Here is a 12,302-nt window from a genome sequence, read left to right on the forward strand (position 1 = left end):
CGTGAAGGCCGGGCGGGGGACGGCGATCGGGGCCGTGCCGTAGCGCGCTGCCATCTCGGCGGTGCCGGCGCCGGTCAGCCTGCGCCCGTCGGCGCGGCGCACGCCCATCGTGTCGGGAATCGCGCTGCCGGCGGCGCGGGCCGCGTCGACGCCTATGGCGTCGAGGGCGCGCAGCGCGTTGGGGGCGAGGCCGATGCCCGCGCCGGTGGCGGGCGGCTCGGGGGCGCGTTCGCAGACGGTGACGTCCCAGCCGCGGCGGTGCAGGGCGATGGCCGCGGTGAGGCCGCCGATTCCGGCTCCGACCACGACGGCGTGACGTATCGGCATGGGACATCCTCCGGGGTGTCGGGGCTGGGACTGCGGCCCCCCGCTGTACGCGGCCCCCTGCGCATGCCGGGCGGCTCCCGCGGGGCCGCGGCGGCGGCGTTTCAGGCGAGCAGGCGTTCCAGCGCCTCGCGGGCGCGGGCGTTCGCCACGGCTTCCTCCGCCAGGCACCGGGCCAGGGTGTCGATCCACTCGTCCAGCTCCACCCGGCGACGGGAGAGCACGATGCCCCGTACCTCGTGCAGGACCTCCCCCGCGACCCGCCCGCGGTCGGTCCGCAGCGCGAGCCTCCGCTCTCCGAGCGCGATGTCGAGTTCCTCCACGGACCCCTCGCGCCGGCCATCCGTTCCGCCAGGGAGCGCCTGCGGCGGACTTGTACGGCGCCGGCCGGCAGCGAGTCCGCCAGGTTCGCGCACAGCACGCGCGCGTACAGGTCCAGGTCGGCGCCGTCCCGTCGGAGGGCCGCGGCCAGCAGGTTCACGTCGGGTTCACCCATCGAGGCTCACCACCAGGGCCGGCCGGTCGATGGCGTGGTCGTCGCGCAGCGGGCGTACGGCCGTCCCGACGGCGAAGAACTCGGTGGTGTGGCCGCCCCAGCCGTGGGTGTGCTGCTGCAGCCGCACGGCCACGATGCCCTCGGCCTCCAGGGCTTCGCCCTCGGCGCGCATGCGGCTCATGGCGAGTTCGCGTGCGTCGTAGAGCGCCTGGGTGAACGGCTCGATCTCGACGTTGCGGCCCGCGTTGCCGAGCACCTGGGTGAAGCGCTGGTGTGCCACGTGGTAGACGCACGAGCCCATGACGAGGTCGAGGGGGGCGTAGCCGGCGCGGATCAGCGTCCAGAACTCCTGGCCGGACAGGTCCGAGGTGAAGGGCTTGCCCTTGTTGTTGTGCCACGTCCCGGCCGGTCCCGGATCCGCGCCGTCCGCCTTGACGGCCGTGCCGACCGCTGTGAACTCGACGATGTCCGAGCCGAATTCCTTGAGCTCGATGTCCAGCCGCACGCCCACGACCCCGTCCGCCCCCAGGGCGGACGCCTCGGCCTCCATGCGGCTCATCGCCTGCTCGCGGGCCTCGTACATGGCCTGCGACAGTTTGGCCAGCTCCTGGTTCTTGGACCACCTGCCGATCTGGAGGCCCACGTGGTAGACGGACGTGCCGAGGACGAGGCCGAGCGGGCGGAAGCCGGCTTCGCGCACCAGCAGGAACTCGTTCACCGTCAGGTCCGAGGTGAAGATCGGGCGCTTCCCGCCCGGTTCGAGCTGTGCGAGCCGGCGCATCGCGTCCTCGGCCACGTCCTGCGCCGGCGGCCCGGCGGCTTCGCCGAGCACGTCCCGCCCCGTTCGTCCGGTCATCTCAGCCCTCGCGCTCCAGTCTCATGATGGTCAGTGGCGGTGTGGTGCCGGTTGCCCGTCCGCGGCGGCCGAACCGGGTGATCGAGGTGCCGACGAAGACCGCCTCGGCGGTGAGGTCGCGCTTCGCCCCGAAGCCGGGACACTCGCTCCCTGCGACCCGCAGCTCCACGTCGTCGACGACGGCCCCCCGGGCACCGTGCCTCTCGGCGTCGAGGGCGAGTTGCCTGCGGGCCTCGCGGCGCACGCGGCCGATCAGCCGGGTGTGGCCGTCGACCTCCTGAGTGGGGGCGGTGAGCGGGCCCAGGAGGGAGTCGTGCCAGTCGTCGTGCCGGGCCGCGAAGGCGATGCCGAAGACGATTCCGACCGGGACCCACCCGGTGTGCAGGAGCTTGGCGAAGTCCTGGCCGCTCAGGTGCGAGGTGAAGGGCGTCCGCGGCCGGAAGCGCGAACGCGCCCGGACGGCCGTGCCGCGCACGGTGAACTCCGTTCCCCCTGCCGGGAATGCGGCGACCCGGAGGTCCGCGCCGACGATCCCGTCGCCGCCGAGCGCCTCGCACTCGGCCACCGCGCGGGCCACGGCAGTCCGGCGGGCCGCGTACACGGTCCGCGTCTGCTGCGCCAGGGAGGGCGCCCATCTCGAGGACGCCACCGTGCCGTTGTCATCGGCGGCCGGCCAACTGCCGGGGCAGCCCCGGAGACCGGTGTCCTCGATGGTGAAGACGGCCGTGCCGAGCACCTGCCCGACCGGCTCGAAGCCGACACCGCCGATCGCCGCGAACTCTTCGGCGGACAGCGCGGAATCCCATGTGCCGGCCGGTGGACCGGCACTCCTTCGACCTGCCATGGTCCCCCCGCCGCAGATCACGCGGATCCGCCACGCGGATCACACCCCCGTTCGGCAGATTATGTCACCGGGGGGCGGCGGGGGGCTCGGGGTCAGGACAGGTCGAACTGCTCGCGGTGTGCGGTCAGCCAGGTGCGGAAGTCCTGCAGGCCGGGGTGGAGGGCGCGGACGGCAGCCAGGTCGCGGGCGGCGGTGAAGGCGTGCTCGCAGTCGGCGTAGTACTGGAACATGTTGCCGGCCTCGTCGGCGCCGGGGAACCCGAGTGCCCGGAAGGCGTCCGGGGTGAGCGGCCGGTAGCGGAAGGGCTGCCCGAGCACCTCGGTCATCGTGGCGGCCATCTCGGCGACGGTCAGGTGCTCGCCTGCGATGCTCACCGTGGCGGCGATGAAGTCGGTGCCGCCCTTGAAGACGGCCAGGGCGGTCTTGCCGATGTCGTCGACGGCGATACCGGAGAGGCGGCTGTCGCCCATGGGGTAGATGAGCTCGAAGGCGCCGTCCTCGCCGCGCTGCGGGGCGAACATCGACAGCAGGTTCTCCCAGTAGAACGTGGTCCGCAGGAAGGTGGTGGGGACGCCGTCGTCGGTGAAGAAGTGGTCCGCCTCCGCCTTGGCGTCGAAGTGCGGGACGTTGTAGGAGCCTTGCAGCGTCGGCATCCGGCCGTCGCCCAGCGGGATGCACTCGCGGGTGTCCTCCAGCGTGGACCAGACCGCGTGCTGGATCCCGACGTGTCCGGCCGCCCGGGAGAGGGCCTGGGCCTGTTCCTTCTCGTGGGCCGCGTTCATGTCCTCCCAGAAGTTGGTCACCATGAAGGCCCCGTAGGCGCCTTCGAGGGCGGAGCGCAGGCCGGCCTCGTCGTCGAGGTCGGCCCGGACGACCTCGGCGCCGAGCCGTTCCAGCTCCCTGGCGCGGTCGGAGTCGGGGTGGCGGGTCACGGCGCGGACGGCGAAGGCGCCGTCCGCGTCCGCCAGGACGGCCCGGGCCAGCGCCCCGCCCTGCTGCCCCGTCGCGCCGAACACGGTGATGGTCCGCCTGCCGTCCATCGCCAGCACCTCTTCCCTGCCGCAGCCACGCTCGGAACCTGGAAGCGAAACCTACGGTCGGGCGGCCCCGCAGCCCCGGCGCACACGCCGCCGTGTGGTCCGTTCCGGTGACGGCCGCCGGCGGGCGGGCGGTGTCAGCGCGGCGGGAAGACGCTGCGCAGGTGCGCCTCCAGGCGGGCGGTCAGGGCGGCGGGGTCGGCGGTCTCCTCGTGCCGGAGGGTGAGCGGCGCGACGGTCGTCCCGGGGCGTACGTCGATCTCGTCCGGGAGGACGGCGAGGAGCAGTTCGACGGTGTCGAGCCCGTACCCGGGCGGGGCGGACAGCTCGATCTCCTGCCACCAGTCCACGTCCTGGCGGGAGCCGAGGGCGATGCCGGGCTTGACCTCCGCCTCGTCGAAGCGGAACCCGAGCGCCTCGAAGGCTCTCAGGACGGCGGCCTGCGACGGGAGGGCGTGGACCTCCATCTCGTCCAGGTCGCCGCGGTCGACCGCCTTGTCGACGGCGAGTTCGGTGCGGATCGCGCAGTAGGCGCCCTTGAGGGGGCGGCCGCCGGCATGGGTGAGCGGCACGGCGAGCGGGAGGGGCAGGGAGAGCCGCTCGGTCCGGACCTCGCCGGCGCGGAGGGTGAAGGGTCCGGTCAGCTCGCGCCGGACGACGGGGTGCAGGTAGGTGGACTCGGTGAGGTGGCTTTCGAAGCGGACCACCAGTTCCGCGGTCAGCCGCTCGATCTCCGCGTCCGCTGCGCCGCCGCGCAGGGTGATGGTGCCCGTGACCTCCTCGCCCGGCAGGTACCGCGTCCGGTCCGGTTCGGTCTCGACCTCGGGCGCGCCCACGCCCAGCGCGCTCAGCAGCTTGCGGAATGCCATGGCGGCTTCCCCCCTCGTGTGTCCTGGTGCCGACCACGGTAGCCGTCGGCGCGGGCCGGCCGGCCGGGGGGTCAGTGCGCTGCGGCGGGTCCGGTGGTGCCGGTCCGCAGGCCGAGGGCGTCGAGCGCGGCGGCGCCGTCGGCGGCATGGCGGCCTCCGGCGAGGAGGAGGGTGCGCGCCGCCTGGTAGGGGCAGCCGGCTGCGGTGAAGGCGTCCGCGGTGGCGAGCAGCCGCTGCGGGTCGCCGTCCAGGAGGGCCTGGGCGCGGTCCGCGAGGGCGGTCGCGACGGGATTGCCTGTGACGAGGTCCCGGGCGGCGGCGGTGCGGGCGGCGGCTTCGGGGTGGCCGGCGAGGACGGCCGCTTCGGCCCGGAGGGCCGCGTACCAGTGCAGCCAGACCCAGCAGACCCATTTCCACACGGCTTCGGGTTCGGGCGCGGTCCGTTCGAGGGCGGCGGCCGGGTCGCCGTGGTGGAGCAGGACGATGCTGTCGAAGACGGCTCCGTGGCCGTGCCGGTGGTCGTCCTCGGCGCCGGCCCGGTCGGCCGTCGCGAGCCAGGCGGTGCGGGCGCCGCGGTCCGCGCGCAGTCCGTGGACCATGGCGACGGCGGCGGCGGCCGGGCCGAGGGAGAAGGAGCGCTGCCGGCCGGTCCGTTCCCAGGCGTCGAGGAAGCGGGGGCTGGTGGCGAGGACGTCGTCGGCCCGCCCGGCCAGCGCGTCTGCGACGAGCAGCCAGGAGGTGGCGTGGTCGCCGACCTCGGCGAGGAGGGGGCGGCCGGCGAGGCGCTCGCCCCAGTCGCGGGCCTGCGGCAGTTCGCCGGTGCCGATGGCGGTGGCGGCGGCCATCGCGAGGGCGTCGACGAGTTCGTGGGTGGCGGCGGGTGCGGCGGCGCCGGCCCGGTCCAGGAGGCCGAGGCGGTGCCGGGCGGCGGCCGCGGCGGCGAAGGGGTCGCCCGCCCAGCTCTGCGCGCCGGACAGCGCGTCGAGCGCGGCGGACCGGGCGACGGCGTCGCCCGCGCGGAGGGCCAGGTCGACGGCCCGCTCGGCGGCGGCGACGGTGTCCGCCGCGCTGTTGTCGGCGTCCCCTTGGACGGCGCCGAAGGCGTCGGCGACCACGGCCGCTTCGGCGAGCGCCAGGGCCGCTTCGGCGGCCGGGTCCCCGCCGGCGGCGGCCTGCCCGCGGGCTTCGTCGAGAAGGGCCCGGGCCTCCGCGGCCTCCGGGATCCGTTCGAACGTGCTGGAGAAGCGGTAGGCGACGGTGGCTGCGGCGGCCAGGTCGCGGGCGGCCGCGGCGGGGTCCCCGGCACGGCGGGACGCTTCGCCTGCGGCCCGGTGCAGCCGGTACATGTCGTCGCCCAGCCTGCGGCAGCCGGCGACTCCGGCGGCCTGGCGCAGGGCGGCGGCCGCGTCCGCGTCGTCCGCCGCGAGCCGGGCCGCCTGCTCGTGGCGCTGCTGGGCCTCGCCGAGCAGGTTCCGGGCGAAGGCGCAGGAGGCGAGGGCGCGGGCGAGGCGGTGGGCGTCGGCGCGGTGCTCCGGCAGGCCGGCGGCCCAGGCGAGGGCGGCCCTGAGGTCGTCGGCGACGGCGTCGAAGCGGACCCGCCACGCGGCGCCGCCCTGCGGGGCGCTCTGCGGGCCGAGGGGGGAGCCGCCGGCAACCGCGGCGTCCTCGGCGAGGGCGGCCGCGGCAGCCAGAGACCAGGCCAGGTGGCGTCCCCGCACCCCACCCAGTTCCCCGGTGCCGGCGAGCCGCTCGGCCCCGTACTGGCGGATGGTCTCCAGGGCGTGGTAGCGGGTTCCGCCCGCGGAGGGCGTCACGGTGAGCAGGCTCTGTTCGGCGAGCCTGCCGAGCCCGTCGGCGACGGCGGCCGGGTCCAGCGGGGCGAAGCCCGCCACCTCGGCCGCGGCCTGGGCCGTGAACGGCACGACGAACACGGACACGCGCCGCAGCAGGGCCCGGTCCTCGGGCGCGAGCAGGTCGTGGCTCCAGTCGAGGACGGCGCGCACGGACCGGTGCCGGCCGTCGGCGCGGGGCCCGCCGGCGAGGATGCGCAGCTGGTCGGAGAGGCCGGCCGTGAGACCGTCGAGGCCCAGGGTGGACCAGCGCGCCGCGGCCAGTTCGATCGCCAGGGCCATCCCGTCGAGGCGCTCGCACAGGGCCGTCACGTGGTCGTACTCCGCCGGATCGGGCGCCCGGCCGACCGCCGCCGCCCGCTCCAGGAACAGGGAGGCCGCCTCCGACCGGCCGCCGCCGACGCGGGACAGCGGCGGGACGGGGAAGACCCGCTCGAAGGGGACCATGAGCCGGGCGCGGCTCGTCGCCAGTACGTGGAGGCCGGGACAGGCGGTGAGCAGCCGTTCCAGGAAGGGGGCGACTCCCTCGCGGACCTGCTCGCAGTTGTCCAGGACCAGCAGCGCCCGGCGGTCCGCGAGGGCGGCCGGGAGGATGTCGTCGAGGCTGCGGCCCGGCTGCTCGCCCACGCCGGTGGCGGCGGCGACGGCGGCTGCCACGCGCCCGGGGTCGGTGACCGGGACGAGGTCGGCGAAGCAGACGCCGTCCGGGAAGTCGCCGGCCGCCCGGGCCGCGACCGCCAGGGCGAGGCGCGTTTTGCCGATGCCGCCCGGGCCGACGGCCGTGACCAGCCGGCCCGCGGTGACGGCCTCCGCGAGCTCCGCCTGCTCCCGCGCCCTCCCGACGAACGGCGTCAGCGGGGCGGGCAGCGGGGCCGCGGCGGGGCGCGGGGCCGTACCGCCGGGCGAGCGGCGGGAGAGCGCACGGCGGTCGGGGAGTTCCAGCTTCCGCAGCAGCGAGGAGACGTGCGACTCGACCGTGCGCACGGAGATGAACAGCCGGGCGGCGATCTCCGCGTTGCTGAGGTGTTCCCCGAGCAGGTCGAGGACTTCGGCTTCGCGGGACGAGATGGCTGGAGTGGTCACCGCGCCATTATCCGATGATCTTCCGAACTCCCGGCGGGGGTGCGGGCCGTGGTGTCTGCGTGGTGCTGTCCGTGGTGCTTTCCGTGGTGAGCACGGAGGCGGTCCGTACGGCTGCCGGGGGAAGCTGGGGGCACAGCGAGAACGGGCCCGCCGGACGTACCGGACCGGGCCGATCCGACCCCGCGAACCGAGGAGTTGCCGTGACGACCGCTTCCGACCACCAGGGCTTCCGCACCGTGCTGGTCCCCGTCTCCGACCTCGGGCAGGCCAAGGCGGTGTACACGGCCCTGCTGGGCGTCCCGCCGCAGGTCGACGCCCCCTACTACGTCGGCTTCGAGTCCTGCGGACAGCACCTCGGGCTGCTGCCGGCCGGCGGGCCGCAGGGCCTGACCGCGCCGCTCGCCTACTGGCACGTGGCCGACATCGAGGCGAAGCTCGCCGAGTTGACCGCGGCCGGCGCGACCGTGAAGGACCCGGTCGGCGACGTGGGCGGCGGCCGCCTGACGGCCACCGTGATCGACCCCGACGGCAACCTGGTCGGCCTCCTCCAGGACCGCTGAGCCCTCGCCGCCCCACCGCACGTCCGCAACCGCCGAAACCCCGCCGAGACCCCGGGAGCCGTATCCCATGAGCACCACCGAGAACAGCACGTACGCCGGTTTCACCGCCGAGGAGCGCGCCGCGATGCGCGACCACGCACAGGAGATGAAGAAGGCCGCCCGCCGCGGCTCGGCCGCGGAGAAGGCCGCGGCCGCCGAACGCGACGTCCTCGCGAAGATCGCCGACATGCAGGAGTCGGACCGCGTGATGGCCGAGCGCGTCCACGCCGTCGTCCGGGCGCACGCCCCGGAGCTCGCCCCGAAGCTGTGGTACGGCATGCCCGCCTACGCCCGGGACGGCAAGGTCGTCTGCTTCTTCCAGAGCGCCGAGAAGTTCAAGGCGCGCTACGCCACGCTCGGCTTCAGCGACTTGGCCGCCCTGGACGACGGCGCCATGTGGGCGGCCGGCTTCGCCCTCACCGAGGTGACGGACGAGGTGGAGGAGCGGATCGCCGCCCTCGTGCGGCGCGCGGTCGGCTGACGCGCACGCGGGTGGGCGCAGGGCGGACACCGGGGGCGGCTGTCACCCGTTCGACCACCGCGGGCAGCCGTGTTCCCGAGCCGTGCGCACCTAGCATGCGCTGCATGACAGCGGCCCGGAAGGACGGCGGGGACTCGCGGGTGCAGCGCGTCCTGTGCATGGCGGAGGACGGCATCCACCTCGTCGTGGCGGCGTTCCTGATCCTCCTCGCGGGCCTGTTGGCAGTCGGGGTCGTCGGCGATGTCGTCGCGGCGATCCGCGGGCCGTACGACGAGCAGGCGATCGTGCTGTCGGCGCTGGACAGCAGCCTCGTCCTGTTCATCGTCGCCGAGCTGCTGCACACGGTGCGCCTGACGATCCTGAACCGGACGCTGAACGCCGAGCCGTTCCTCGTGGTCGGGATGATCGCCGGGGTGCGGAAGGTGCTCATCGTGACCGCCGAGGCGGAGAAGTCCTTCACCTGGCAGGTGCAGGGCGTCGAACTGCTCGTCCTGACCGTGCTGATCCTCGTCATGGCGGTGGCGCTGTACGTCTGGCACCGCGCCCTGACGGAGTCGGACCGCACGGACGCGGACCTGCCGAAGGGCTGACGGCGCGCGCCGGCAGCGGGGCCGGGGCGGGGTCCGCTCCCCCGTGGCGGACCGCGCCCCGGCTCCGGGCCCGTCAGCGGCGTTCCGTGCCGCCGCCGCCCTCGCGGCGCCTGCGGCTGCGGCGTCCGAGGGCGCCGGCCGCTCCGACCAGCGCGCCCGTGAGCGCGCCTGCGACGAGGATGCGCAGCAAGTCTTCCATCGACCACTCCCCCGTTCCGCGGGCCGGGTGCCCGTTCGGCGATGGAGGGGACGTTAGCGGCGGCGAGCGCGCCCTGGCTTGGACGAATGTGACATCGCCTCAGAGGGTGAGCGCCCCTTCCGCGAGCCGGGCCGCGGCCATCCGCCCCGGGGTGGTGTCGGCCAGGGCGCGAAACTCTCGGTTCAGGTGGGCCTGGTCGTAGTAGCCGCAGGCGGCGGTCACGTCGGCGGGGGTGGCGTGCTCGCTGGTGAGCAGCCGGACGGCCCGCCGGAAGCGCAGCACGCGCGCGGACGTCTTGGGCGTGAGACCGACCTGTTGGGTGAAGCGGCGGACCAGATGCCCCTGGCTCCAGCCGACTTCGCCGGCGATCCGGCCGATCGGGACCGTGCCGCCGCTGCGGCGCAGCAGCCGCCACGCCTGGACCACCTCCGGGGCGGGCACCGGGCCGCTGTCGAGCCGCGCGGTCAGCGCGGCGTCCAGCAGGTCGAACCGGGTCGCCCAACTGCGGGTGGCGGCCATCCGGTCCACCAGGAGCCGTGCCGCCGGTCCGAGGACGTCGCCGAGTCCGACGGCCCTGTTGGTCAGCTCCCCCATGGGCAGGGCGAACAGCCGGTAGGCGCCGAGCGGGGTGAGCTCCAGGCGGATCGCCTCCTGCCCTCCGGGGTGGTCGCACACGCGGGGCCCGTCCTCCAGGCCCACCACCAGCGCGCCGGTGGCCCGACCGGTGAGGCCCGTCTCCTCGGCGAGCCGCCGCACCTGGGCGAACGGCTCGCCGAGGTTGATCAGCACCACGGCGCGGCCGGTGGGGACGAGCCGCACCCGGTAGGGCGTGGCCGCCGCCTCCCAGTAGCCTGCATAGCTGTGCAGGAAGGGCCGCAGGCGGGCGGGCCACGGCCGGGTCACCCGCCATCGGCCGCCCATCCGGGTCATCCGTACTCCGCGGCCGTCCGCCCTTGTCTCCCCGGTCACCGGCATGCGCGCCCTCCCTCTGCCCCAGCCCCCGGATCCGCTTCAGGATTACAGACGCGCCGGAGGGCCGGCGAAAGATCCGGACACCCTTATTGTCCTGTTATCGTCCTTTTCGGCTCCCACAGGCGGCGGGAAGGACACTTCGGTGGACGGCGGCGCGAGCACCACGGACCACGGCGGCGGACATCTCGGACGGCACGCCTACATCGGGTCCTTCACCACGGGCGGCGGCCTCGGCATCACGACCGCCGCGGTGGACCCCGCCACGGGGGCGCTGACCCCCCTCGCCGCCCTGAACGGGATCGTGAACCCGGCCTGCCTGGCGCTCGGCGGCGGGGGGCGGTTCCTGTACGCGGTGAGCGACAGCGACGACGGCGAGGGCGTCGTCGCGGCGTACCGGACCACGGCCGGCGGGCTCGTGCCGCTCGGCCGACCGGCGCCGGTCGGCGGACGCGGGCCCACCCACCTGGGCCTGGCCGGCGGCCGGCTGCTGACCGCGCACTACGCCTCCGGCAGCGTGAGCAGCCTCGGCCTCGGCGCCGACGGCAGCCCCGCCGACGAACCCTGCGTCCTCGCGCACGAGGGTTCGGGCCCCGACCCGGACCGGCAGGCCGGCCCGCACGCGCACCAGGTGCTGGCCGACCCCTCGGGCCGCTGGATCCTCAGCGTCGACCTCGGCACCGACTCCGTGCGCGTCTGCGCCCTCGACCCGGCGACGGGGGCCCTGCGCGTGCACGCGGAGACGGCCCTGCCCGCCGGGAGCGGTCCGCGCCACCTCGCGTTCGGCCCCGGCGGGGACACCGCGTACGTCGTGCACGAGCTGGAGCCCCTGCTGACGGTGTGCCGCTGGGACGCGGCGGCCGGCAGGCTCGATCCCGCCGGCGGGGTGCCGCTGGGCTCGTCGGGGGCGGCGGGCGAACGCGAGTACCCCTCGGTGGCCCTGGTCTCGGGCGACGGGCGGTTCCTGCGGGTGGCGGTCCGCGGCAGCAACCTGCTGCACACATTCGCGCTGGCCGGGGACGCCGGGGAGCCGCGGCACGTCCAGACCGTGCCGTGCGGCGGGAGTTGGCCGCGCGACCTGGCGGCCGATCCGTCCGGGCGGCGCGTCTACGTCTCCAACGAGTGGTCGGGGGACGTCACGTGGTTCGAGGCCGACCCCGCAAGCGGGCGGCTGAGCCGCTCCGGGCAGGCGGAGGTCCCGGCCGCCGCCTGCGTCGTGTTCGCCTGACACCCGGCGGAGCCCGCCGGCCGGCGCGGGCGGGCTGTTACGGGGCGTGCCGCCCGTTCGGCGTACGCCGCCGCGGGGGCGGGCGTCAGGCCGGAGGCCCCCGGGGCCAAGCGGCGGGCGGGCCGCCGGGGGGCCGCACCCGCGCAGCCGTCAAGCACTGTTGACCCTTGCCCGCTACACGGGAGTGTTACGGAAATATCCGCATTGGGAAACACGCGCCCGAGATGCGGTGTCCGGCGGTGCGGGGAGGCCAGAGTGTGGCGCCTCGGCACGACGCCGGGAACCGCACGGAGTCCGGCCGGCGCGATGGCGTCCGGTCCGGGCTCGCGTTCCGAAGGAGCCACCCCCATGTCTGCTTCCCTCGCCACCCGCCGCCTGCTCGCCGCGGTCCTCGCGGCCGGCTCCCTGGTCGGCGCGACCGCGCTGCCCGCCGCCGCCCACGACGACGACCGGCACGACCGCCGCGCGGCCCGCCACTCCGCCCTCGCCATCGGCGACGTGCAGCACGAGAGCCGCACCCGCGGCCGCACCGTGAACGACCTGAACCGCGAGTGGGTCGAGGTGCGGAACAACGGCCGGCAGGCCGTGGAGCTGCGCGGGTTCACCCTCACCGACCGCGAGGGCAACCGCTACCGCTTCGACCGCCTCCGCCTCGACGGCCGCTCCAGCGTCCGGGTCCACACCGGCCAGGGCCGCGACACGCGCACCGACGTCTACCAGGACAGCCGCCGCCAGATCTGGGACGAGCGCGACACCGCCACGCTGCGCGACGCCCGCGGGAACATCGTCGACACCCAGTCGTGGGGCGGCCGCGAGGGTCGCCGCCGCTGACCGCCGCCCGGTCGCCGTTCCTGGCCTGTTCATCCGATCACTCCCC

The 12,302-nt window shown here is 75.5% G+C and carries 14 protein-coding genes; 5 read left to right on the forward strand and 9 right to left on the reverse strand.

What is annotated here, in order from left to right; translation table 11 throughout:
- The 7 genes from EF903_RS18270 to EF903_RS18300 form a co-directional block, all read right to left on the reverse strand.
- A partial coding sequence (locus EF903_RS18270; protein WP_125544488.1) for an FAD-dependent oxidoreductase occupies window positions 1–327 on the reverse strand: 327 nt, incomplete at its 3' end.
- Between the two features lie 101 nt (window positions 328–428).
- Window positions 429–647: a hypothetical protein gene (locus EF903_RS34740; protein WP_221888751.1), complete on the reverse strand. Its 219-nt coding sequence runs from the start codon at window positions 645–647 to the stop codon at window positions 429–431.
- Window positions 648–812: 165 nt separating this feature from the next.
- Entirely contained in the window at window positions 813–1,676 is an 864-nt protein-coding gene (locus tag EF903_RS18280; RefSeq protein WP_221888752.1) for a heavy metal-binding domain-containing protein, read from the reverse strand.
- 1 nt (window position 1,677) lies between these two features.
- Complete coding sequence (locus tag EF903_RS18285; protein WP_125544490.1) at window positions 1,678–2,520, reverse strand: heavy metal-binding domain-containing protein; 843 nt, start codon at window positions 2,518–2,520, stop codon at window positions 1,678–1,680.
- A gap of 92 nt (window positions 2,521–2,612) precedes the next feature.
- Window positions 2,613–3,560: an NmrA/HSCARG family protein gene (locus EF903_RS18290; RefSeq protein WP_125544492.1), complete on the reverse strand. Its 948-nt coding sequence runs from the start codon at window positions 3,558–3,560 to the stop codon at window positions 2,613–2,615.
- Window positions 3,561–3,694: 134 nt separating this feature from the next.
- Window positions 3,695–4,426: a sporulation protein gene (locus EF903_RS18295; protein ID WP_125544494.1), complete on the reverse strand. Its 732-nt coding sequence runs from the start codon at window positions 4,424–4,426 to the stop codon at window positions 3,695–3,697.
- A gap of 71 nt (window positions 4,427–4,497) precedes the next feature.
- The gene (locus EF903_RS18300) at window positions 4,498–7,359 is read right to left on the reverse strand and encodes a LuxR C-terminal-related transcriptional regulator (protein ID WP_125544496.1); all 2,862 of its coding nucleotides are present in this window, start codon (window positions 7,357–7,359) and stop codon (window positions 4,498–4,500) included.
- Between the two features lie 200 nt (window positions 7,360–7,559).
- Here EF903_RS18300 and EF903_RS18305 point away from each other — a divergent pair, with 200 nt between their 5' ends.
- The 3 genes from EF903_RS18305 to EF903_RS18315 all read left to right on the forward strand — a co-directional run bounded on the left by EF903_RS18305 (window position 7,560) and on the right by EF903_RS18315 (window position 9,029).
- Window positions 7,560–7,919, forward strand: a complete 360-nt coding sequence (locus EF903_RS18305) for a VOC family protein (protein WP_125544498.1) — start codon at window positions 7,560–7,562, stop codon at window positions 7,917–7,919.
- Between the two features lie 67 nt (window positions 7,920–7,986).
- Complete coding sequence (locus EF903_RS18310) at window positions 7,987–8,439, forward strand: iron chaperone (protein ID WP_125544500.1); 453 nt, start codon at window positions 7,987–7,989, stop codon at window positions 8,437–8,439.
- Between the two features lie 104 nt (window positions 8,440–8,543).
- Window positions 8,544–9,029 (forward strand): phosphate-starvation-inducible PsiE family protein, encoded by a 486-nt coding sequence (locus EF903_RS18315; RefSeq protein ID WP_260615543.1) that lies wholly within the window; start codon window positions 8,544–8,546, stop codon window positions 9,027–9,029.
- Window positions 9,030–9,102: 73 nt separating this feature from the next.
- Here EF903_RS18315 and EF903_RS35290 read toward each other — a convergent pair whose 3' ends face one another.
- Together EF903_RS35290 and EF903_RS18320 are read right to left on the reverse strand one after the other, a co-directional pair.
- Window positions 9,103–9,228: a hypothetical protein gene (locus EF903_RS35290; RefSeq protein WP_260615544.1), complete on the reverse strand. Its 126-nt coding sequence runs from the start codon at window positions 9,226–9,228 to the stop codon at window positions 9,103–9,105.
- A 99-nt stretch (window positions 9,229–9,327) separates the two neighbouring features.
- Window positions 9,328–10,158 carry an AraC family transcriptional regulator gene (locus EF903_RS18320; RefSeq protein WP_260615546.1) on the reverse strand — a complete coding sequence of 277 codons (831 nt, stop codon included), beginning with the start codon at window positions 10,156–10,158 and terminating at the stop codon, window positions 9,328–9,330.
- A 184-nt stretch (window positions 10,159–10,342) separates the two neighbouring features.
- On the opposite strand from EF903_RS18320, the gene EF903_RS18325 reads away from it, so the two are divergent.
- Window positions 10,343–11,425 (forward strand): lactonase family protein, encoded by a 1,083-nt coding sequence (locus EF903_RS18325; protein WP_260615548.1) that lies wholly within the window; start codon window positions 10,343–10,345, stop codon window positions 11,423–11,425.
- Window positions 11,426–11,773: 348 nt separating this feature from the next.
- Complete coding sequence (locus EF903_RS18330) at window positions 11,774–12,256, forward strand: lamin tail domain-containing protein (RefSeq protein ID WP_125544508.1); 483 nt, start codon at window positions 11,774–11,776, stop codon at window positions 12,254–12,256.
- Window positions 12,257–12,302 lie beyond the last annotated feature (46 nt).

The organism is Streptomyces sp. WAC05292 (assembly GCF_003949955.1).
Lineage (GTDB): Bacteria > Actinomycetota > Actinomycetes > Streptomycetales > Streptomycetaceae > Streptomyces > Streptomyces globosus.

Coding starts and splice junctions, on each gene's coding strand:
- EF903_RS18280 (WP_221888752.1), bottom strand. CDS start 1,676: ATGACCGGACGAACGGGGCGGGACGTGCTCGGCGAAGCCGCCGGGCCG.
- EF903_RS35290 (WP_260615544.1), bottom strand. CDS start 9,228: ATGGAAGACTTGCTGCGCATCCTCGTCGCAGGCGCGCTCACGGGCGCG.
- EF903_RS18330 (WP_125544508.1), top strand. CDS start 11,774: ATGTCTGCTTCCCTCGCCACCCGCCGCCTGCTCGCCGCGGTCCTCGCG.
- EF903_RS18310 (WP_125544500.1), top strand. CDS start 7,987: ATGAGCACCACCGAGAACAGCACGTACGCCGGTTTCACCGCCGAGGAG.
- EF903_RS18290 (WP_125544492.1), bottom strand. CDS start 3,560: ATGGACGGCAGGCGGACCATCACCGTGTTCGGCGCGACGGGGCAGCAG.
- EF903_RS18315 (WP_260615543.1), top strand. CDS start 8,544: ATGACAGCGGCCCGGAAGGACGGCGGGGACTCGCGGGTGCAGCGCGTC.
- EF903_RS18295 (WP_125544494.1), bottom strand. CDS start 4,426: ATGGCATTCCGCAAGCTGCTGAGCGCGCTGGGCGTGGGCGCGCCCGAG.
- EF903_RS18285 (WP_125544490.1), bottom strand. CDS start 2,520: ATGGCAGGTCGAAGGAGTGCCGGTCCACCGGCCGGCACATGGGATTCC.
- EF903_RS18320 (WP_260615546.1), bottom strand. CDS start 10,158: ATGACCCGGATGGGCGGCCGATGGCGGGTGACCCGGCCGTGGCCCGCC.